This window comes from Paenibacillus whitsoniae, from assembly GCF_003955665.1.
In the GTDB taxonomy this organism is placed as follows: Bacteria; Bacillota; Bacilli; order Paenibacillales; family NBRC-103111; genus Paenibacillus_E; species Paenibacillus_E whitsoniae.
Window position 1 is genome coordinate 52,075 of the sequence record NZ_RXHU01000015.1, and the last position, 21,520, is coordinate 73,594.

16 protein-coding genes and 1 pseudogene are annotated in these 21,520 nt (G+C 47.2%); 4 read left to right on the plus strand and 13 right to left on the minus strand.

Features of this window, described 5'->3' with window-relative positions; all coding sequences use genetic code 11:
* Positions 1–934: 934 nt before the first annotated feature.
* The 4 genes from EJQ19_RS04965 to EJQ19_RS04980 all read right to left on the minus strand — a co-directional run bounded on the left by EJQ19_RS04965 (position 935) and on the right by EJQ19_RS04980 (position 8,522).
* Positions 935–1,297, minus strand: coding sequence for a hypothetical protein (locus tag EJQ19_RS04965; RefSeq protein ID WP_126140091.1), 363 nt, complete (start codon positions 1,295–1,297; stop codon positions 935–937).
* An 8-nt stretch (positions 1,298–1,305) separates the two neighbouring features.
* A complete protein-coding gene (locus EJQ19_RS04970; RefSeq protein WP_126140092.1) occupies positions 1,306–6,621 on the minus strand; it encodes an RHS repeat-associated core domain-containing protein in 5,316 nt (1,771 codons plus the stop codon).
* Positions 6,622–6,663: 42 nt separating this feature from the next.
* Positions 6,664–7,356, minus strand: a complete 693-nt coding sequence (locus tag EJQ19_RS04975; protein WP_126140093.1) for a fibronectin type III domain-containing protein — start codon at positions 7,354–7,356, stop codon at positions 6,664–6,666.
* Between the two features lie 398 nt (positions 7,357–7,754).
* On the minus strand, positions 7,755–8,522 hold the full coding sequence (locus tag EJQ19_RS04980; protein ID WP_164716325.1) for a phytanoyl-CoA dioxygenase family protein: 768 nt from the start codon (positions 8,520–8,522) through the stop codon (positions 7,755–7,757).
* A 136-nt stretch (positions 8,523–8,658) separates the two neighbouring features.
* Between EJQ19_RS04980 and EJQ19_RS04985 the strand changes: the two genes are divergently transcribed.
* Entirely contained in the window at positions 8,659–9,438 is a 780-nt protein-coding gene (locus EJQ19_RS04985) for a helix-turn-helix domain-containing protein (protein WP_164716326.1), read from the plus strand.
* A 43-nt stretch (positions 9,439–9,481) separates the two neighbouring features.
* On the opposite strand, the gene EJQ19_RS04990 is transcribed toward EJQ19_RS04985, so the two are convergent.
* The gene (locus EJQ19_RS04990) at positions 9,482–10,537 is read right to left on the minus strand and encodes an SGNH/GDSL hydrolase family protein (RefSeq protein WP_126140096.1); all 1,056 of its coding nucleotides are present in this window, start codon (positions 10,535–10,537) and stop codon (positions 9,482–9,484) included.
* Between the two features lie 242 nt (positions 10,538–10,779).
* Between EJQ19_RS04990 and EJQ19_RS04995 the strand changes: the two genes are divergently transcribed.
* Positions 10,780–11,280, plus strand: coding sequence for a MerR family transcriptional regulator (locus tag EJQ19_RS04995; RefSeq protein ID WP_126140097.1), 501 nt, complete (start codon positions 10,780–10,782; stop codon positions 11,278–11,280).
* 3 nt (positions 11,281–11,283) lie between these two features.
* Positions 11,284–11,715 carry an SRPBCC family protein gene (locus EJQ19_RS05000; protein ID WP_126140098.1) on the plus strand — a complete coding sequence of 144 codons (432 nt, stop codon included), beginning with the start codon at positions 11,284–11,286 and terminating at the stop codon, positions 11,713–11,715.
* Positions 11,716–11,768: 53 nt separating this feature from the next.
* Here the strand turns inward: EJQ19_RS05000 and EJQ19_RS05005 are convergent, their stop codons facing one another.
* The 3 genes and pseudogenes from EJQ19_RS05005 to EJQ19_RS05015 all read right to left on the minus strand — a co-directional run bounded on the left by EJQ19_RS05005 (position 11,769) and on the right by EJQ19_RS05015 (position 14,655).
* Positions 11,769–12,635: an SDR family oxidoreductase gene (locus EJQ19_RS05005; RefSeq protein ID WP_126140099.1), complete on the minus strand. Its 867-nt coding sequence runs from the start codon at positions 12,633–12,635 to the stop codon at positions 11,769–11,771.
* Between the two features lie 116 nt (positions 12,636–12,751).
* Positions 12,752–13,341 (minus strand): annotated as a pseudogene (locus tag EJQ19_RS05010) (SDR family oxidoreductase).
* 423 nt (positions 13,342–13,764) lie between these two features.
* Positions 13,765–14,655, minus strand: coding sequence for a TolB family protein (locus EJQ19_RS05015; protein WP_126140100.1), 891 nt, complete (start codon positions 14,653–14,655; stop codon positions 13,765–13,767).
* Positions 14,656–15,013: 358 nt separating this feature from the next.
* On the opposite strand from EJQ19_RS05015, the gene EJQ19_RS05020 reads away from it, so the two are divergent.
* Positions 15,014–15,910, plus strand: a complete 897-nt coding sequence (locus tag EJQ19_RS05020) for an SDR family oxidoreductase (protein WP_241242740.1) — start codon at positions 15,014–15,016, stop codon at positions 15,908–15,910.
* A gap of 38 nt (positions 15,911–15,948) precedes the next feature.
* Here the strand turns inward: EJQ19_RS05020 and EJQ19_RS05025 are convergent, their stop codons facing one another.
* From EJQ19_RS05025 to EJQ19_RS05045, 5 genes are all read right to left on the minus strand, one after another.
* Positions 15,949–16,455, minus strand: a complete 507-nt coding sequence (locus EJQ19_RS05025) for a hypothetical protein (protein ID WP_126140101.1) — start codon at positions 16,453–16,455, stop codon at positions 15,949–15,951.
* A 617-nt stretch (positions 16,456–17,072) separates the two neighbouring features.
* A complete protein-coding gene (locus EJQ19_RS05030; protein WP_126140102.1) occupies positions 17,073–17,288 on the minus strand; it encodes a hypothetical protein in 216 nt (71 codons plus the stop codon).
* Positions 17,289–17,433: 145 nt separating this feature from the next.
* Positions 17,434–19,632, minus strand: a complete 2,199-nt coding sequence (locus tag EJQ19_RS05035; protein ID WP_126140103.1) for a glycoside hydrolase family 88/105 protein — start codon at positions 19,630–19,632, stop codon at positions 17,434–17,436.
* Between the two features lie 32 nt (positions 19,633–19,664).
* A complete protein-coding gene (locus EJQ19_RS05040) occupies positions 19,665–20,546 on the minus strand; it encodes a carbohydrate ABC transporter permease (RefSeq protein WP_126140104.1) in 882 nt (293 codons plus the stop codon).
* Positions 20,547–20,559: 13 nt separating this feature from the next.
* Positions 20,560–21,501 carry an ABC transporter permease gene (locus EJQ19_RS05045; RefSeq protein WP_126140361.1) on the minus strand — a complete coding sequence of 314 codons (942 nt, stop codon included), beginning with the start codon at positions 21,499–21,501 and terminating at the stop codon, positions 20,560–20,562.
* Positions 21,502–21,520: the final 19 nt, after the last annotated feature.

Consider the following 21,520-nt stretch of genomic DNA (forward strand, 5'->3'; position numbering starts at 1 on the left):
TCCATAGCTCTCATTTGCCGGGTTCCCCCAGAACTTTGAAACTGTACTAAGAGGATTAACGAACAAATTAGTCTTACCTCTAATCTGGTTCACCACAGGGATATTTCTTAATTCGTCCCACATCCATGCACCAGAATAATTCATTCTAACTACTTCCCAAAATAAGCCGCTGCTTCTAAAATCAACTCCCAATCCACGTCCCTAGTCTCCGATCTTTTTTTCAGGAGCATATCTTCTAATTCAGTTAAAGAATGTAGGGAACTTGAAAAATGATTACTACTAGCAAATTTCTCGGCAATTCTTATCGGGTCTGCGTCTGCAATCAGTTGACGTCCATGTTCAACATTTGTCTCTAAATCGGGGATACTAAGCATCTCTAGCTTCCAATCATATTGAACAGGTACATAAACCCCTTGCCCATTCGCAGATAGGTGATGTCGATTCCCCAGACCTGGTTCGGTCTATCGATCGTCAAGCCGCGGAGCAAATAGGGACGTCTATACTTGGCAGGAGCTCCAAGGATATATGAAAAGGCCTCCTCCTTATTTGTTCGGAAGATGGCCTTTCATGCCGATTTATTGCTGTTCCCCATGTTTCTAAGTTCACCTCGTAAAATACAGAATACCGGGTTGTTTCCGACATAACGTATACAAATTCAAACTCAACGGATTATCACTCTGCCCTTCATACGTATCCTCATTAATAAACCGCCCCATACTACGGATTCTCCACTGTCTCCTAGGTTGTCGGTGGATTGCCCAAATATCTTTACGAATTTATTTTACGTAAGAATATGCGGTGCAGTGTTTTAGTAGCTGCTTTGGTTACTTTGGGATACAGTAGCAGAAAAAAGAACCTTGCGAGGGTTAATCGCAAGGCGGATGTTAAGGAAAGAATTGGACAACCCTACTAGTCTGAAAGCGGCATTAATTTTTCACTCTTCATTCTCTTTCTTTATTGTTTCAATCATTTGGTCTAGTCCTCTAATGTCGAAAATTGCTTCTCTTGTACCAGAGAGATAATATACCTTTAACCAATAAGCATTTCCTGCTGCAAAAGACGCCACAGCATTTTGAATATTTTCTTCCGTAATGCTTTTTACAATAATATCCGGTGGCCGCGGTGGAATGTAGTTAATTCCTTCCTTTTCCATGTACCATAGTTGGTTTTTAGGTGTACTAACTACTAAAGTATAGGTCATTCCATCTTCGAGCTCAACAAAGATGTCGATATTATCGTTTTCTATATCAACTATTTTTGACAATGGTGTTGGATAAAAAATATTTTGTACCTTCATAATAACTTCTATCTCCCATAAATATCAGTTAGTATTTTTATGACTTTGTCTTCATTTGCCTTACTGGATTTTGCCAGTATTTGCATTTCTCCATTTGCCATTCTATAAAAAACCCTGGCCCCTTCATCACCCCTTAAGTAATAAATATCTTTAAACAAGTTTTTTGTTCCAAGTCCTGGGTTTGTATTTCCAGAAAGAAACTTTGCAACCAATTCATCGGCCTCTTTCTGTACCATTTGATTTTTCCCCATTTTTTCGGCAGCCTTTACTAAACCTATCTCATTTTTAATCAAACTGGCTGCTTTACCTACAAATTTTATTGTACCACTGAACCCCATAGCGCTGTCTGCCGCTTCTTCATTTTGGGTTATACTATCATACATTTTAATAAGTTCTTCTTGTGCCCAATTTGCGTTCTCAAGGGTATTCTCATTTGGATCATAATGGTTGAGAGTAGCCATATTAAATAAATATTTAAACTGGTTATTATCAGTTAAACTATTTAATATATTCTTTCTGGCTTCTATCCCCATTGTAGAACGAACATCCCACCAGGCTTGTGACGAAGCACCCTCCAGCCTAGCAATATTTATAAACGTTTGGACTTCAATTCTTTCGTAGGAATTTCCTGTTGGATCAACCCTTGTCAATGGGTTATTATCTACATAAGTGTAAAGATTTAGCGATAGGGGGTTGCTCAGTTGCCCCTCATACGTGTCCTCATTGATAAACCGCCCCATACTCGGATCATACCATCTTGCCCGCAAGTATTGAAGTCCCGTCGTGTCGTCCCAAAACTCGCCTGAATAACGGAACGGCTGCGGAACCGTCTCTTGGATCGTCAGCGGATTGCCCCAAATATCATAGCTGTACGCATTTAAGGTCTGTCCAAGTTCATCGGTCAGCTCGGTGATGTCGCCATGCCCGTTGCGCACGTAATACTGCATCGTTTGGGTTGCAGCATCAAATCTGGCGGCAAGTGTGCCTCCGTCGTAAATATAACTTGCTCTGAGTTGGAATTGTCCACTTGCATTCACAGTGCCTTCGCGGAACAGGTTCCCTTGTTCATCGTAGTAGTAGCGGCTGGTCACTCCGTTCTCTGTTCGCTCGAAAAGTAAGCCATCCCCGTTGTAACGATACGTCACGGTTTCTCCGCTTGCTGTCGTTGCACTAGTCAGACGATTGCGGTCGTCATAGGTATAGGTCGCACCGCGAAGCTCGGGCATGCTGCTGCTTGTCAGCACTTGACGATTGCCACGATTGTCATATGCATACGTTTCATTGAACTGGCTCGATGTTTGAATGCGTTGAAGCGGGTCATACGTAAACGACGAACTCTCGCCGTTCTCATTTTTACCAATGATGTTGCGATTGTGATCATAGGTATAGCTATAGGAAAGCGATTGACCGGCTTTGGCATAGGAGATGGACGATAAATTAAATCCATCGTACGTATTCGTTTGGGTCCATAGTCCGCCATGATAGGACACCTGAGAAATCTGGCTGTTTTTCCTGTACTGCCGCTGAGCAAGCCCTGCATTGTACACAAACCATTGATCACCTTCGACGTGATCGGTACCCTGAATAAGGGTGGAAGTCAGGCGATTGCGATTGTCGTACTCAAATTCCAATCGATAATCGAAAGCCACATACTTGATGGATACATCTTGAACATCGTATTCCAGATCCAGCATAGTTCCGTCCGGATAGAGAATATCCCGCAATCTGGCTGAATTATAGTAGCTGTATTGTGTCGTGCCTGTTCCGTCTGTCATCGAAAGACGCTTGCCCATCACATCGTACGTATAAGAGATGCTCTCCATCGGAGTCGAACTGTTCATCAGGAAGTTGCGATTGTTGTAGGTGTACGTCGTTGTCTGGTTCTTCGCATCTACGCTGCGTATCAAATTGCTGTTGGCATCGTAGAACATTTTCTCTTGCTGCCCGAGCGGATTGGTTGAAGATATGAGACGTCCTAGCTCGTCATAATGTTTTTGCGTCTTTTGCCCGTCGGGGTATTGAATTTCAATTAAATTGTTCGCTGTACTGTACGTATAGCGGGTGACCTTTCCTTCAGCATCGGTCGCGCTGACAAGTCGATTCAGAATATCGTACTCGTAAACTGTAGAATGATTGGCCGCATCGGTTGTTTTCGTTAGATTGCCTTGCCAATCATATTCATAGCTGGACAAAACAATGGTTTCGTTCGGCTTGATCTCTTCTTTGCGAATCACTCTGCCAAGCAGATCGTGAACTTCCCGTATGGTGTTGTTCTCTTCATCGGTCGTTGTCATCGTTTGCGCTACATCGTCATATTGCACGGACGAAGCAGATTGATCCGCATGCGTAGTCGAAGTGAGACGTCCCCATGCATCGTAGGCATACTGCGTTTGATGACCTTTGGCATCCTGGTCCCAAGTCTTCCGGCCATACGAATCGTAGCCATAGGTGGCATAGCCCAGTCCCAAGGTCTCGGCCGTTTTCCAGCCAAAAGGATTAAATATCGCTTCGGTTATTTTGCCCAGTGCATCTGTCGTAGTAATTTTATTTAATACATCATCGTAGACGATGTTGGTCTCGCTATTGTCCTGCATCCTCTGTTTCGTGACACGACCGAGCTTGTCATACGTATTGGAAAGGGCGTTGCCTCGGCCATCAATCAGCGTGGTCAGTTGACCTGTAACTTTGTTGTATTCCATATTTGAAGCTATGGTTGAAATCTGTCCTTCCGCATCGGTTACCTGAGCAATTTGCTTTGTTGGAAAACCGAAGTTGTAAGCAGCGCCATATTCATTCGTAATGTGCACAGTGCGAGCATCGTCTGTAATGTTAATACCAACGATATTGCCGTAGGCATCCAGGTCATAGGCCACATTCTGCTTAATCGCGCCGCTCGCGTTGTTCTCTCTAACTGTCATGCCCGTTATACTACCTTGCGCATTACGCGTATAGGCAGTGTACTTGGTCAATGAGCTGGATACAGGAGCAGCGCTGCTGGCGAGCAAGTGCTGCGCATCATACGTGAACGTCGTCGTCACGCCAAGCGGATCGATGGAAGTGAGCACGTTTCCGTAATCATCGTAAGTAACACTTGATGTCAAAGCTTGCCCAGTTGTTCCCTGAACCGTCACGCTTTTGCTTGTTGCAAGTGGGACTGGACGCATTTTTGCGGGGTCATCAAAGGTATTCGTGGTTGTGACAATTTGTGTCCCGGATTGTTGCGTAATTGTGGTGTTGTAATACACATCCGGTGTATTGGCATCAATAAAATCTTTATTGAACGTGTATGATGTCGTGACAAGTCCATCCGAAACCGTATTGGTAAATGTGGTATCGACTCCATAATTGCCAGGATTCCCATAAGTGAAGTCGTTATGGTTGCTCTTCACCTGCGTCCCGTCCGAATAATCGATGAGGTCTTCTCTAGACTGAACGAACCAGGTGTCCTCGGAGGCTGTGCTGCCGATTGACTTACGATAGGAGCCATAAGTATACGTCGTTTGCGCCTGTGTGGGATGCACCACTTGGGTTAATAGCAAGTTGTAGTTGGAGCCATCTTCATAGCCGCTGCCCAGCAAGTTGTATTTCGTTTCCGCACCGGAATATCCATAAGAGGTTGTTCTTCCTTGTGCATCCGTCACTGAACCGAGAAATTCCTTGTCGGCCCATGGACCTTTGTGGTACGTAACCGTCTGGTCATTCAAGGTCAGCGTGACTTCTGTCGTTGAATAGGCAATCTGAATAGCATTGTCCAACGCATCAGTCACTTTTACCAAGACCTCGCCATAGGGAGAAACATTCGCATAGTAAAACTGGATGGCGTTGTCGTAGTTATCGCTAATTTGGATGAGTTTTCCATCACTGGAGAAATACTGAGATACCCCATTTGTTGACCTCAAGACGTAAGAGGAAGTCTTGCCGTTTACGTTCTTGGTGGCAGGGTCCGGTGCAAAACTGAGATCCTTCCACGGATAACCGATAAGTTGGTTCGAACCCGAAATTTCATACGTGCCTGACCCGGCAATGGATATGAACCTTTTGCTGTCTTTAAATCGGATATAAGAAATGTCCCACGACCAGCCTTTCCCAAGAGGGAAACGGGTATCATTAGCTGCAGGACTTGGAATATTTTTGTAACCTGCGGTCAAGTTGTCATGTAAATATGGAAGTTCAATCACTTGGCCGGTAGGATAGTTCATGTACCAGATTGCTTTCCCATACCCGCTTATACCGCCTTGCCACGGCGCATAGTAGGGCAGGTTATTATGATACTGCGCAACTTCGTTCTGAACAGATGCAAGCGCATTCGTCTCATCGGCATACTCATAGGCAAAATATGCGGGTGGAGTAACACCCCAAATGATATTGTCATACTGAAAGTAATAGGGATCCATGTAAATTAAGGCCGGTGGTAAGCCGCTGCTGCTGCGGAACCCTGTTGAAGGGTCTACCTTGTCCACGTAAAGCTGGACGACAGGGTAGAACCATTTGCGTTGATACTGCTTCCATTTGACGTCATTATCGAAATACGTGGCAGCCGAACTGTTGTACGTCCTATTAAGCGAGAAAGAAAGGCCGTTTCTGCCCGGCAGCGTAAGATCGGTATAGTTGAGTGTCAGCGATCCATCTACCGTAGAGATATGTTCGCTGCCGTTCGATACACTGTAAGGTGCATTGTCCGTATGGAACGTCATTTTATTGGCAGCAGCCTCATCATAGGTAGAAGCCAAGTTCGGAAGTTCAGGAGCAGAATTCGCGCTGGATGCCATCGCTTGCTTGAGAGGTGAGCTTTTCGCTTGATAGACCTCGACTGCAACCGTCGACTCTCCTTCGACGACCTTGGAATCCGCATCAATACGCACAGAAGCTGCTCTCTCCGGTAATGCGCTTTTCGCCTGCTTCGAAGTCGACAGTTTCTCAGAAGTGGACACAAGTTGTTTCTCGACATTGCGAATAGATGTATGAATGTCCAGATCCTTTTCCCTCGGCTCAGGAGCAATCGCATTCAAGACCGTATCCAGAGACTGTCCGTTGTCCTTGGACTGCTGCAAAGCTTGGAATAGTTGTTGTAAGGAATATCCTTTGTTTACCTCAGCAATGAGTGTCTCTTCTTTTTGCTGAAAAGCTTGGCTGAGCCAAGGAATCGTTATAATATCCGCTTTGGCGTCTGGGAATTCTTTGACAGCCTCTTCGTTTTTCTGAGTGACGCGTTGAATCTTCTTAGAGAGTATACCATGATTGGAAATGCCCGCCGCTTCAGCACTTGGCAAAAATAGCGACAAGACGAAAGTGATGACTAGCGTTAGCGATATCCATTTCTTCATAGGGGATACGAAACTCCTTTATCTTAGTAAAATTTGCTTTAATTAAGGGATAATGACGTTGAGCAAATTACCGTTATCGTCGTAAACATACGACTGAATCGTTTGGCCAGTCTGTTGAATCGTGATGGATTGCAGCCTCCCTGCGCTATCATAGTTGTAATGGAGACTGCCATTTAAGAGAATAACAACCTTGTTACTCGGGGAAGATTCGTTTCCGAGACCATCTACAGCTTTAACAACAAAGGAATAAACCGTGTTTGGCATTAAGCCGTTCACATTAACGGCTGAGTACTCCGCCCCTATTCCGCCGAGAAGCACATTGCCATTATAAATATGATAGCCGTATACACCTGCCGTAACGGTAGGTTCACTCCATTTCAGTGTGACAGCGTCGCTGGCTCTTGAAATAACTTTCAAATTAGTTGGTGCTGGTACAGAAGCTTGTATTTGCATAACTTTCGGCTGATAGACCGAATATGTGACACTAGTGACGGTTCCAGATTGAACACGATTTTGAACTTGACCGACAATGGTTGCACCTGTTTTGTCAGCACTTGTTGGCTTCCCCCAGGGGATTACGTAGGGAGCAGCCCATACAGCATTACCTCCAATTAACAGCATGCAGTATACAAGTACTGCAAATGAAACAGATACTGCACATAAACGCGACTTCCTTCTTGAGTTCACTTCACCAAACCCTTTCTGCATGTTTTTTCTTGAAGTGCGTAAGAACATAGAACTCACTCCACGCACAACAAAAATCAGTATAATAACCAGTAATTCCCTTGTAAATCCGATAATTTGTATGTATTTGTAAGATATTGTCGAATAATCGAAAATTCAAATTATTGTAAAATTTTGTTCGTAACTAAACCTAATTGGTTCTAAATACCCTTTCCAGATATTTCTTTTAAAGAAATTGAATACTCAAATACATTGCAAAAAACACAGAAATCGTTTAAATACCTAAAATATATCTTTACGCGTTAAACCAGAAATCCTCGTTGAATTGTAAAAATAAGTCTAAAGTCCGAACACCAAAACGTCCCCACCGCCTTGTCGCGGATGGGGACGTTTTGGTGTTGCAGCGCGCCGACAACTACCGACGCATTCGGCAGCGCTTGCTGCATCCCTTACAGAAAATAGTACTCACTCGCATCTTTGCCTGCGAGCGCATACCGCTTGTAGTGCTGATAGTGCGCCTTGTACAGATCCCCGTCCTTCGCCGGCGAGTAGGTCAGGAACAGCTGCTTGCGGCTGCGGTCCGACGTGTTCGCTCCGCTTTGATGCGGCGTAAAGGAGTGGAAAAGAATGATGTCGCCCGGATTCGTTTCGACGATTTCCCCCGTAGACGGGTCGATTTCGGCAATCTCCTCTGCATTCATATTGCGCAGCTCGCCCGGTGTGGAACGGAGACGATCGTGATAGCCAGGGAACAGCTCCAACCCGCCGTTAACCACCGTTGCACCGTCAATCGCCACCATTACGGAGATCAGCCCCTCAATCGGGAAGCCCTGCCACCACGAAGCGTCCTGGTGCATGCTGTAGCCTTTTGCTCCGGGCAGTTTGAAGATCAGTTTGTCTTTGAACAGCTTCGGCTCATCCAGGTAAATGTCCCGCAACGGAGACAAAATGCGCTCATCCTTTACCAAATCCGCAAATACGGCGGAAATGTCATGAACGGGATCGAGGCGCTCAATTGCGATCGAACCGTCGGTATAGCCTTTGTGCCCGGCACGAACATTGCGCGGTGTCGTGTACGCCTCCAAGGTGAGCAGCTTGTCGCACTCCGCTTGCAGCACGCGCGCCTCCTGCTCGCTGAATACATTCCGCAGCACCAGATAGCCCTTCTGTTTGTAGCTCTCCAATTGTTCATAAGACAGGATGTTGATTTTTTGCATGATCATCTTCTCCTTCACTTTTTTGATTATCGCGCCCTTCATGAGTATCATATTACGCGGAGTTCTTTACTTTTCACATGCACCGTCTTATGATAATTCATATACTTTTTTGCGAAATCAAAAAGGAGGAGCCCACATGCCGAATGTCGCGATCTGCCGAAGCTATTTCAGTGGAGTTCGGACGTCCTTTAACCTCGGGGAAGATCTCTATGAGCATTGGGTACTTCTCGCTGCGCAGTCCGGAAGCTTCTGCTTTCAGCTGGGGGCCGGCGAGGCAGAGGACACAAAACTGATCAAAGCCGGAGAACTGGTTCTTTGTCCGCCCGGCACGCCTTTAAAACGGTGGGTGGTCGATCCGCTGACGTTTGTTTTTATCGAATTCGCCTCCGACAGTCCCCATCCCACCGGCAAAATCACGGTCAATGACGTGCAGCGCCTCACCTCGACCTTCACCTATTTGCGCCAGGTGTCGCAGCATAATCAAGCCGAGACCTCGAACGTAGACTACATGAATCATCTTCTGAGAGACCTGCTCCGGATGATCGATTGGGAACGCAAGCTGGCCGGCCAGGCGGTTCCGCGCGATCAACTCGATCCCCTCAGCCAGCGAGCCCTGGCCTATCTCGATCTTCACGCTTTCGATGAGTCGCTCAACTTGCAGCACCTCGCCCAGGAACTCGGACTCAGCGCTTCCCAATTGACCCGGCGTTTCCAGGACGCCTACAAGCTGTCGCCCATCGCGTACGTCACGACGATTCGCCTGCGCAAAGCGTGTGCGCTGCTGGTGGAAACCGACGACACGCTGGAAGCGATCGCGGAGCAGTGCGGCTATCAGAACGCATTTTATTTTAGCCGCATGTTCAAAAAGAAACAGCAAATAAGCCCCTCGACGTATCGAAGGACTTATCGGATTTAACCGGAAACGATGCGGGGTCCGTCTGTTTCTGTTTCTACGCATGCTATGAACGACGTTTCATTAATCGCAACTTCGAAACCGTCGCTCCCAGCAAGGAAGCCAGCTGCTCGCCCATCCGCATATGCCCGTATTCCGATGGGTGAATGAGATCCGTCGTCAGCGAAGTAAAATCCGTCATAATTTCCCGCCCATCCAGCAAAAACAGGTTCTCATGCCGCTTCGTCTCCCGGTATCTCTTCAACACATCGTTGAAAGCCAGCTCAGCCACCGCGTATGGATGTGAAGTGTCGAAGAAATGCGTTGCCCGATTCGGATAAATCGTCGTCAGAAAAATCGGCTTTGTCGGATGCCGCTCTATCAGGCCATCCAGCATGAGGTTCACACGCCGCTCGAATTCCTCCACCGGCACAACGGCCCGCATATTGACACCCAGCTCCAAATAGGCAAAATCCCAATCTTCTCGAACAGCAAAATGGCGGGCAACCTCCGGTTCGCAGAAGCAGGAGCCGCTGAGCCCCATGTTCAGCACGTCAACACCTAATCGGCGTCCCGTTTGCTGCGCATAGCAGTTATAATGGCTGATGGCGCCCACCCCATGCGTAATGGATGAGCCGTATGCAAGCATCGTCAGCGAAGGCATCTCCTCTTGGCGTGGCGGCCTTAGCCCATAGCCAAACGTATCGATGTCCGCCACAACCGCGCTGTACCGTTCAAAATACACCCGCCACACCTGCGGAGAAAATGCCCCACTCGTCAGCAGTGCTTCCGGCACCTCCGCAAACCGGTCGGGCTGCTCGAGCTCCAGCGTCGTAAAAACGCCGGCTTTCAGCGTGTAGGCCGCGTGGAACAAATCGCCTTTGAAGACGAGCACCTGGCCGTCTTTCTCCTGCGCTGCCAGCGTCAGACGAAACACTTTTGCTTCCGTTACGAACCGCAGCTCGCAACCGCTGGACTCAACGGCTGCGGTCCGTCCTTTTGCCGTCAGCGCCTCGCGCACTTCCTTCGGAAACCGCTGGAGCCTAAGCCCCGGCAGAAAGGCCCGCTCCTCGAGCTCCGCCACATTATGAAAATAAACCTGATCCAGCCTCGTGCTTTCCATCCTTACTCCCTGCCTCCTTTTATTTATATAATGGGAATTACTCTCATTATAAGGAGGCAGGTGAGAGAAAACCATGCATCTTTAAACAAGTTTGCTTTTTTAAAGAGAAAGCGGATTAACGGAATCCAATTTATGGTATATTGTGTAATAAGGTTATTTTAAATTTCCTCTTGCACCTTACGTTACGTCATCTTTTATAGTTACAATACCGGTATAACGTTAGCGCTAACGAAGGAGTTGCGATGGAACGATATTGGAAAGTAGGAGATCTGTCCAGAATGACAGGACTCACTGTCCGGACGCTGCGGTTCTACGATCAGATCGGCTTGTTCTCACCATCCGCACAGACGGATACGGGCCACAGGTTGTACAATGAACGGGATCTCTCGCGTCTGACGCAGATTATGTCACTCAAGGAGTTGGGAATTTCCCTGGAGGAGATCAAGTCCATCGTTGGCGGCAAGCAGATCTCCCCGCTGGAAATCGTCAATCTGCAAATGACCCGAATCAAAGAGCAGATTCAAGTGCAGCAAAAGCTTCTAGAGCAGTTGCAGCATGTCTCCAAGTTAATGCAAGGGAAGGCGCCGCTTGAGGTTGAAGATTTCACGCAGCTGCTGCTGGCGATGAAAACAGTCCATGAAAAGCCGGTCATCCAACAAAGGACAAGCTGGGAGTATCGTCTGGATGTACTTGGCGAGGTTCTCGGTGAAGAAAAAGAAGCAACACAATCAGAGGAGGATTAACACATGACTGAACGATTTGTCAAACACGCGACCTTCGTCGTTGAGCGGACTTATGCAGCGCCGCCAGCGAAGGTGTACATGGCCTGGGCCGATCCAGCCCTCAAGGCAAAATGGTTCTCAAAAGCCGATATTTTCGAATTTCAAGTGGGTGGCAAAGAATACAGCAAGGGAGGTCCACCAGGGGGGCCCATCTTCACCTTCGACGCCTGCTACCAGGAAATTGTTCCCGAGCAGCGCATCGTCTACAGTTATACGCTGGATTCCAATGACACGCGCATCTCCGCTTCGCTCACAACAATTGAGCTGATTCCAACCGACGAGGGGACGAAGTTAATTTTTACCGAGCAAGGAGCCTTTTTCGACGGACATGATACGCCGGAAATCCGTGAGCACGGAACGGGTGAAATGCTCGACGCTTTGGGCAAGTCGCTCTAAATTAGAGGCGGGCCCTCGCTGTTATACTTGCGCCGAACCCGCTATCGCTGCATTCATTCCCTAGCTTGCAAAGCGCTTGCAACCAGTTCTTTTAAAGAGGTATGACGACCGATGAGACACGCTAAATCATCGGTCGTTTTCTCCATATGTCCTTCCGCAATTGTATGATAAATATAAGCGGCTGTCTCGGCAGCCCTTTCCGGCATGCCGGCTTGAACAAGCTGACGCTTGAGGTCTTCCATAGAAACCGATTTGTGGATCACGTTCGTACCGGACACCTCCGACAGCGTGGCAGCCAACTCATCGAAGCTCCACGGCGTACTGGAAACAAGCGTATATGTCTTGTTTTCATGCCCATCCTCTGTCAGAACCGTTGCCGCTGCCAGAGCCAGATCATTGCGACTAACGGCATTCACTTTGCCCTTATGGGCGTTCGTAATGATGGTCCCGTCTTTAATGTAAGTCTGGAGAGATGGCGTGTTAACAAAAAATTCCACATAACCGCCATTGCGCAAGAAGGTGTAAGGAATTGGGGTCGTCCGAATCGCATGCTCGGTAGCCAGATGAACGCGAGCAAACGGATTGTCCTCAGCAAAGGCGAAGCTGGTGTAAGCGATATGCCGGATATTGCGATCTTGGGCTGCTTTGACCACGTTATCATGCTGAACGATACGAATGGCATCATCCATCTCCGAACTTGAGATAAACAGCAGTTTAGCTCCAGGTGTAAAAGCATCGTGCAGCGATTGCGGATCGTTATAATCCGCCTGACGGACTTTAATCCCAAGCTCAGCAAGGGCAGAAGCTTTTTCAAGATTTCGGACGATTGCGATAAGCTGATGTCCGGGAACTTTTTGGAGCAGATGCCGGACAACCAGATTTCCCAGTTGCCCCGTTGCTCCTGCAATAAGTATTTTCATTAAGCGATCTCCCTCTCGTTTCATTCCTGATCTCCGTTAACGCATGCTGTAGTCTTACCATAGCTCGCGCTTTAGGGAGCCGCAAGTGAGATAATCGCTATAATGAAATTCTACTTTTATAAATGAGAGCCCCCGCTTGCATCGAGCAATTGTCCCGTTACCCAGCGACTGTCGGGAGAAGCCAGAAAAGCAGCGATATCCGCAACATCTTCAGGCTGCCCCCATCTGCCAAAGATCGAAAAATCAGCGCCATATTGATGGGAGGCAGGATCTTGCAGCATGGCGGCATTCATATCCGTGGCGATAAAGCCAGGCTGGATTGCATTGAAAACGGCATCTTGACATTGATAGCCATGACTTCATCGAATGCCTCTTCCGTCGTATCCTCAATGGGGACAACCAGACCCATCCCTGCGTTATTGACCAGGATATCGAAGTGATGCTCACCTGTACGCACTTGCAACTGTTCATCCAGGGATTGATACAATGACTGAACGCTTTCGGAAGTACCAAGTTTCGTTCCAATCGTGAATGCATTCCCGCCATTCTGCTCAATAACCCGTACGACTTCTTCGGCAGCTTCCTTGTTCGTGCCATAATGAACAGCAACCAAGGCCCCCTCTTGGGCTAAACGTAAGGCAATGGCACGTCCAATCCCCCGGCTTGCTCCCGTAACTACAGCAACTTTCCCTGTTAATCTCGTCATGACTTCTTCACCTCTCCTGTTTGATAAGTACACGATAGTTATAACACAGGGGGGTTTTTGCAATGTTGCTCTTCTATTTTCTAGGAGAGCGGCGAGACTGCGTGAAGCCTGTGCAGGTCGGGAGATCGGGTCGGATCGCGTTTCAAAGCCTGCAAAAAAGCAGGAATTCCTCTCGTCCCGAGCCTGATTTGATACAATACCTGCCTATTTGCAGGAATTTTTGGCGTGAACCCTCTTTTTGAGCTGAATCCGTGAAAAAAACTGCTTTTTCGCAGGCATTTTGCTGAAAAAATCTTTCTTGCTAAAAATACCTGCCTATTTGCAGGAATCCATCTGCCCACCTCTTACCGCACCGGCAGGTACCTAAGCATGAATAAAATGCCGCCCATACAGGGCGGCATGTAATAACCAACTTGAATGCGATTATGATTTCAATTGATAGCTGACAAAAGCGAGTTTGCGCCCATCGGGGGACCACGAGTTCACGTTGATCGTACCTTGGCCGCCGAAAAGCTGGACCAGCGTCCGATACGGACCACCGCTGCTCGGCATCAAGCGGATCTCCACGTTTTTGTTCGGCGGATGCGCATTCGGAGCGACGTCGCCTTTGCGGTACGCGAGGTATGCAACCATGCTGCCGTCCGGTGACAGATGCGGGAACCAGCTGTTGCTGTCCTCGTCCCACGTCATCTGCGTGGGCTCGCTGCCGTCGGTTCCCATCCGCCACACTTGCATCAGGCCTGAGCGTGTGGAGTTAAACCAAATATGCCGGCCATCCGGCGCGTATTCCGGCCCGTCATTGAGGCCGGGCACATCCGTGAGCTGGCGCTCTACACCTCCATCCACCGGAATCGTGTAGATGTCGTAATTGCCATTCCGCTCGGCGCAATAAGCAAGCTCCAGGCCATCCGGCGACCAGCCGTGCAGGTAGCTTGGCGCCATCGGCGTGATAAGCGTTGGCTTGCCGCCGGCGAGCGGCAGCACGTAAATGCGCGAAAGGCCGTCCTCCGCCGTCTGATGGCTGACAGCGATAAGCGTGTTGTCCGGGTCCGGCGACAGCACATGATCGTTATTGCACGCGTTGGCAAAGCCGGAATCGATCCGCGTGCTCTGGCGTGCGGCGAGGTCGAAGCTGTAAAGCCGCCCTCTGCTGTTATAGATGAGGCGCCGGCCGTCGGACGTCCAGTTCGGCGCCTCGATCAGATCATCGAATTGTGCGAGCACTTCCCGCTCGCCGGTTTGTACATCAACTTCCTCCAAGTAGGAAATCACTTGGCGTACTTCCGCTTGGCGCGGCTGCTTCAGGGTATTCAAGGCGGATACCGTCCTTTCGGTTACGGAGTGTCCACGACCTGATAATGATTGATAATCGCTGCTGCGAAGGTCACCCGGTTGTTGCGGAAAAAATGATACAGCATACGGGCTTCTGGACTCTCTTCATCATACCCTGAAAAGTTGAAAAAGTCTTCATCCTGCCAGCCCTGGCTGCGCAGGTTCTCAATAGATTCCGCAATTTTGATAGGGATTGTTGGTATTTTCAGAATAGGGATACCGTGACTAAAGGGCGCTTATCTTTTTTTAATATGGGGATGAGAAAAGCATTATCCTGGGCACCAAATTCGGCCTCAAGAATAATTTGATACTAGTTAACGCCGAAACGGAGGAAATCCCCTTGCTATCCCATGACCCTCGAGTAACGAAATGCGAAGAAGTCCCGGTCGAGTTTCCTCCACAGTATCAGCCCGGACAGCCTGGATTGGAATATTTGATGATACCCAGGCCTGTTTCGGAACCGCCGGGAATAGCTAGCTCGGGTAAGCTGCAGAATAAGGTTGCGATCATTACAGGGGGAGATAGCGGAATCGGTCGGGCGGTCGCTTATTTATTTGCCCGAGAAGGCGCGGATATTGCTATCGTATACCTCAATGAACACGAGGATGCCTCTGAGACACAGGAGAGAGTCCGGCAATTGGGCCGCAGTTGCTTGACAATAGCTGGGGATATCAGTGATGAACAATTTTGCAGAGAGGTAGTAGCGTATACCTTATCCCGATTCGGACGGGTTGATATCTTAATCAATAACGCGGCTGAACTGATTTATGAAGAAGATATTGCTACCCTAGCATCAGAGAAGCTGTTGCGGATATTCCAGACGAACGTATTCGCTTGTTTTTATTTTATTAAAGCAGTACTTCCCTATTTAAAGCCGGGCAGTGCAATCATCAATACGAGTTCTATTGCAGCGGACACAGGCTATCCGGCAATGGCTAGCTACTCCGCCTCTAAGGGTGCCGTTAGCGCCCTAACCCGTTCATTGGCGGTTTCTCTTGCCGATCGGGGCATTCGAGTCAATGCCGTAGCTCCTGGTCGAACATGGACCCCGCTTATCCCTGCATCACTTCCGCCTGAATTTTATATGTTTTATGGGTCCTATCATAATCCCGGGCCGATCAAAAAAGCAGCACAGCCATACGAAATCGCGCCTATTTATTTATATTTGGCATCGGAGGAATCGCGTTACGTCATTGGTCAGACGATTCATGTGAATGGTGGAGAGTATTTGGGATAGTAACACAGAAAAGCCCTCGGAATCAGTTCCCAGGGCTTTTATGCTTTCTTTTGCAAGGGGGAATTATGTTCAATGAAATGGTAAACCTTCAATAAAATGAAGGCGGCCAATAGATACATGGGGAAGGAATAATACAACTTCCAGCCCGTATATGTCATAAAACCGTTCAGAACGTTCAACCATTCAAAGAAAACCGAGAATGCGCCCCATCCAATAAAATAAAGCACAAGACGCTTTCGATTCTTTTTATCGCGTAGATGCCATTCATCATAAAGAAACAAAAACATAAAAGAAAACGGCGTATACATGAAAATATGAGCAATTGCTGTAATAGGCTCGTAAGATACATTATCGCCGCAATAATAAAACTCAAATGGCGTTGCTGCAAGTCCATAATCAATCGTAGCAACAAAACCAACATTAAACATCCAAATGATGACGATCGTGATCCAGTTAAAGTGCTTTCGTATCAGAAAAAATATTAACATCGCAATCACTGAGCATATTACGACGAACCATTCGTTCCAATCAATGTGAAAATTCATGGTTGATGATATCCTTTATAAAATGTTCTACGAAACATCCTCATAACCATCATCATCAAAATCAAATAACCTAGCCAATATACGCCTGACCATAATAAATACGGTTTCATGTGTTTAAATACGCCTAGCCAATCGGAAATCCACTCTAAACCAAGCAAATATGCTGAATATTTGATGATCGCCCATATTTTCATTTTGGATTCAGCGGCGGCGATTTCATTGAGACATAATAGCGTAACTAACGGATACAGCACTAGGCGTATAAGCAGATGTGAAAACTCATACGTAGCTAATTGCGGAATCACGACAGTTTTAATATTCATCGTATAAATGGCTGACCTGTTTTGAATCAGTACAGAAGCTAAGCACCAGTAGAAAAAAATCTCTAACGAATGAAGATGTTTTTTTCGAAATTTCATGAAGTATACATAGGCAAACAAACTAACCAAGCTATACAACAAAAAAACCATATAGCGCTCCCTCCCTGGGGATCTAATGGTTTTATTATGTACTGTTTTCCAAATTCTATGACATTTTGTCACCAAAAGAGATGACTTGGCGTTCCTCCACTTGACGCGGCTGTTGCAAGGGGTTCAGGGCGGATACCGTCCTTTCGGTTACGGAGTGTCCACGACCTGATAATGATTGATAATCGCTGCTGCGAAGATCACCCGGTTGTTGCGGAAAAAATGATACAGCATACGGGCTTCTGGACTCTCTTCATCATACCCTGAAAAGTTTAAAAAGTCTTCATCCTGCCAGCCCTGGCTGCGCAGATTCTCAATAGATTCCGCAATTTTGATAGGGATTGTTGGTATTTTCAGAATCGCCATCGCTCTCATCCTCCGCTGATTTAGGTAACTGCTTCACTAGTAAAAGCATTGCCAAATCTAGCAGGCTGTAAACGCGCCGCTCCTATTGCTGCGGCAATAAAAAACGACGAAACACATTTTTTTCGTGTGCTTCGTCGTTTTTTTATTACCGCAACGCCGCCTCTTGCTGCAACCACTTCGACATCTTGCCTGTTTCGATGCCCGCCAGCAACACAATGCCTATACCGTGTGTGTCATTTGTCACCGCATTCAGCTCAATTTTATAATACTCCGGTGTAAAGGAATATCTGGAACCCCGGCACACCCCGTGTACATTGCCGAATCGGTCAATTCCATACTTGATTAACGCCTCCCAGCCTCTGTTCACTGCCTTAACCGCTTGGGACTTCATGTCATCCCTGATCCAGCCATGGCGGACTCCTCTGGACAAACCGTAAACAAACATGCTGGTACAAGACGTTTCCTCGTAGGAATCCGGATGCGTCAACACCTGATGCCACAGCCCGCTGGTTCCCTGCAAAGCCATATATCCTTCGGCAAGCTCATTATAGAAGGTCAACAAGACCTCCCGCTCCGCGTGCGTTTCCGGCATTACCTCCAGCAACTCCGACAGTGAGAAGAACACCCAGCCGTTGCCCCGGCCCCACGGGACATTCGTAGGCTTGTTGTGCTTAAAGTCATACACATGGGACATAATCTTGTGTTCAGGAATAAACAGATACTTTTTAAACCGATTAAATTGCTTTGCAGCGTCATCCAGATATTTGACTTCCCCCGTAAGCTGATAGTAGCGGATCAAGAACGGGGTGCTCATATACAGGTCATCAGCCCATAACGTATTCTCCTGGAAGCTGTTTAGACAAATGCGGTAGAAGGCACCGTCCTCAAGCCGTTCCTGTTTATAGGCCATATGATTCGCGATCTGTTCAACTAGATATGGCGTATGAGGATCTTGGGAATCGCTGTATGCTTCGAGCACAGCAGAGCCGAAAGATCCGCAGTCGTCCAGCATATCCATTTCCACTAATTGATTGTTTACCGAGGGATAGCCGTACTGCTCCGCATCCCATCTCGCATATTTATAGATCCGGGTGCATTCGGTGATATGGTTCACCGCATAATCGAGAATTCCCTGCTTCTGCAAGAACCTGCCTGTTTGCAGCAGCCCGTAAAGCGTAACCCCCAAAGGATAATTCCACTTAGCGAACAGCGCATTGTCCAAGTAAGGTCTTACCCATGTATTCGGCCGGTCCAGCCGCCAGAAAAATTGATCATCCCCCTGTTCAAACAAACGGTACAGGGAACAAATGCTATCCGCCGGCTCCTCCAACTGCTTGTCAAAAGGCCCCAGATACAGCCAAGGTTCACCACTCCCTTTGACACCTCTGGGAATAGAGAAGGCAACCTTTTCCCCATCAAGGATAAAGTCAAATTCGTACTCCCATCCATTGTCCGAAGCACATAGTTCCACCAGCAGCTCATGCTTCCCCGGATCCAGTCTGAATTCCACCGTATCCGATGTCTTCAGTATCCCTGAAAACACCTCATTGCCATCAAGCCACATCCTCAGCTGCCCTGCAGAACTCCCCTTCAGACTGCACATCTTGGGATTGGCACTGGAATGACGAATCTCCGACCAGAGGTAAGCTACCTTGTGGGGGATATTGCCAAAAATCCGCGTGCACGGATTTAACCTTATTTTTTCTTCATTCCAGGAAAGTGCAGGATACCAATCCATCCCGGATTGCTCCTCCAGGTCTGTGGATGCCGGAATATGCGCTTCGTTGAAGCCGTCCGCATTCATTGCATCTGAATAGATCCAGCCCGCCTGTCCCCTTCTTTCCTGAAAAGGTGACATAAACTCCATAGGATTCCATTTGGTATGCAGCGTACCAAATACCCCGCCAAAGCCTGATGCTGTCTTGACAAACTTAATGCATACAGAATTCCAACCTTTTTGCAGCTTCGCACGAATGCCTTTTTTCGTATTGGGATTTACTTCTTCATTGATATCGGCTCTATACAGAAATTCCTGGTTTATATAAATAGTAGCAGGACCGTAGCAGTTCAATCCAAAGTCCGTCCACCCATCATGGTTGCTCCAGAGCAGACCAAGGACATAAGCATATTGCCCAGGTTTGGCTTCCGGCAGTTTCTCCCCCAAATTCATGATATATCTGCCATTCCTATTCTTAAGAAAGCCCTCTCGAGAGAAACCGCGGAAATCAAATGGAAGCGCGGGATTCCTCCCCATGTAGGCATTGGCTACGGTTTCAAGAATCTCATCCGTACGGTCATACAACTTGGCATAAATGCTCTCGTGTTCATCAAAATATGGCTTCATTCGTGCCACTCCTTTATGAAATATTCTACGATTTAACCTTTTAATGCGCCAACCATGACACCCTTCACAAAATACTTCTGCAAGAAGGGATAGGCTGCCAGAATTGGGAGTGTTGCAACCATAATGGTTGCATATTTGATCGTTTCTCCGATTGACTGTCTATCTTGCGCTACGGTTCCGGACATCATTTCATCCGTACTGTTGGAAATCAGAATTTCCCTCAGTGCCAGCTGCAACGGCCATAAATCCCGATTTCTCAAGTAAATCATGGCGCCAAACCAAGCATTCCAGTGGCCTACCCCATAATAAAGCACCATAACGGCAATGGTTGGCAAAGCTAACGGCAATATGATTCTGAATAGGATCGTAAAATCATGTGCCCCGTCGATGTGGGCGGATTCGATTAAACTTTCGGGAATTCCCTGAAATGCCGTTCGCATGATAATCAGGTTCCAGGTTCCGATGGCTCCGGGAATGATCAATGCCCATAATGTATCCATTAAGCCTAGATTCTTGACTAACAGGAAATTGGGAATCAATCCTCCACCGAAAAACATGGTAAAAACAATCATAATGGTCATTGGCTTTCTCCAGAAAAAATCTTTCCTGGAGAGAACAAAGGCTCCCATAGATGTCATCATAATATTGTAAACGGTGCCCACCACGACAATAAAAAGGGTATTCATATACCCGGTATAAATGATGGGGTTGTTTAGCACAGCTTTATACGCATTCAAACTAAAGCCCAATGGCTTCAGCAGTAATCCGCTATGAGCTGTAAGCTCATCTGCATTGCTTAAAGATGCAAAAATGACATAAACAAACGGATAGGCCGTTATCACAGCTAGTGCCGCTAATAAAATAACATTCACCGAATCGAAGATGTAATCCCCAGCTGTCTTTTTGACAACCATAAACTTCCACTCCTTACCACAGACTGGTTTCATTAACCTTTCGGCTAGTATAATTAGCTGCTACGATTAGAATCAAATTCACGATAGAGTTAAATAGCCCCACCGCTGCGCTAAAGCTGTAATTGGCCTCCACCAATCCGCGCCGGTATACATAGGATGAAATGATATCCGCAGTCTCATAGGTGCTGGGATTATATAGCAAAATAACCTTTTCATAACCTTCACTCATCATATGTCCAATATTCATGATCAACAGGATCACAATGGTGGGAGCAATTCCCGGCAGAGTAATATGACTAAACTGTCTCCACCTTCCAGCACCGTCGATGGTTGCCGCTTCATATAGCTCCGTGTCAATGGCAGTGAGGGCGGCGAGATAGATAATGGACCCCCAGCCTATGCCCTGCCAAATACCTGTACCTACATATATGGTCCTAAACCATCCCGCTTCGACAAGAAAGATCGTTCGGGAGCCTCCGAAATAAGCAATAATATCGTTAATCAGCCCGCTCTTGGCGAAAAAGTCGATGATCATGCCGCAGATGACGACCATTGAAACAAAGTGCGGTAAATAGGTAACCGTTTGAATCGTCTTTTTAAAATATTTACTTTTGATTTCATTCAGCAACAACGCCAGTATAATGGGCGCCGGAAAAGCAAAGATAAGCTGATAGATATTAATCAGTAAGGTGTTTCGAATGACCCTCCAGGCGGAGATACTGTTAAAGAAATCATAAAAATGTTTTAATCCTACCCAGTTGCTGGCCCAGATGCCCTTTACAGGACTAAACTGTTTAAAAGCGATGATGACGCCATACATGGGGACGTAGTGAAACAAGATATACCAGGCTACTACGGGCAGTGCCATCAAGATCAACCATTTATTTTTTCTATAATCTTTTTTTATTGCCTGAATGAGGCTTGGCTTCGTGTGTATCACTTGTTGTGGCTGCATCGTTACCTCTGGCACTATC

What these genes read in the sequence shown, in the direction of transcription:
- EJQ19_RS05030 (WP_126140102.1), bottom strand. Translation starts at nt 17,288, where the DNA reads ATGGCGATTCTGAAAATACCAACAATCCCTATCAAAATTGCGGAATCT.
- EJQ19_RS04975 (WP_126140093.1), bottom strand. Translation starts at nt 7,356, where the DNA reads ATGTTCTTACGCACTTCAAGAAAAAACATGCAGAAAGGGTTTGGTGAA.
- EJQ19_RS05025 (WP_126140101.1), bottom strand. Translation starts at nt 16,455, where the DNA reads ATGAATTTTCACATTGATTGGAACGAATGGTTCGTCGTAATATGCTCA.
- EJQ19_RS05040 (WP_126140104.1), bottom strand. Translation starts at nt 20,546, where the DNA reads ATGGTTGTCAAAAAGACAGCTGGGGATTACATCTTCGATTCGGTGAAT.
- EJQ19_RS05005 (WP_126140099.1), bottom strand. Translation starts at nt 12,635, where the DNA reads ATGAAAATACTTATTGCAGGAGCAACGGGGCAACTGGGAAATCTGGTT.
- EJQ19_RS05035 (WP_126140103.1), bottom strand. Translation starts at nt 19,632, where the DNA reads ATGAAGCCATATTTTGATGAACACGAGAGCATTTATGCCAAGTTGTAT.
- EJQ19_RS04980 (WP_164716325.1), bottom strand. Translation starts at nt 8,522, where the DNA reads ATGCAAAAAATCAACATCCTGTCTTATGAACAATTGGAGAGCTACAAA.
- EJQ19_RS04990 (WP_126140096.1), bottom strand. Translation starts at nt 10,537, where the DNA reads ATGGAAAGCACGAGGCTGGATCAGGTTTATTTTCATAATGTGGCGGAG.
- EJQ19_RS04970 (WP_126140092.1), bottom strand. Translation starts at nt 6,621, where the DNA reads ATGAAGAAATGGATATCGCTAACGCTAGTCATCACTTTCGTCTTGTCG.
- EJQ19_RS04985 (WP_164716326.1), top strand. Translation starts at nt 8,659, where the DNA reads ATGCCGAATGTCGCGATCTGCCGAAGCTATTTCAGTGGAGTTCGGACG.
- EJQ19_RS05045 (WP_126140361.1), bottom strand. Translation starts at nt 21,501, where the DNA reads ATGCAGCCACAACAAGTGATACACACGAAGCCAAGCCTCATTCAGGCA.
- EJQ19_RS04965 (WP_126140091.1), bottom strand. Translation starts at nt 1,297, where the DNA reads ATGAAGGTACAAAATATTTTTTATCCAACACCATTGTCAAAAATAGTT.
- EJQ19_RS05000 (WP_126140098.1), top strand. Translation starts at nt 11,284, where the DNA reads ATGACTGAACGATTTGTCAAACACGCGACCTTCGTCGTTGAGCGGACT.
- EJQ19_RS04995 (WP_126140097.1), top strand. Translation starts at nt 10,780, where the DNA reads ATGGAACGATATTGGAAAGTAGGAGATCTGTCCAGAATGACAGGACTC.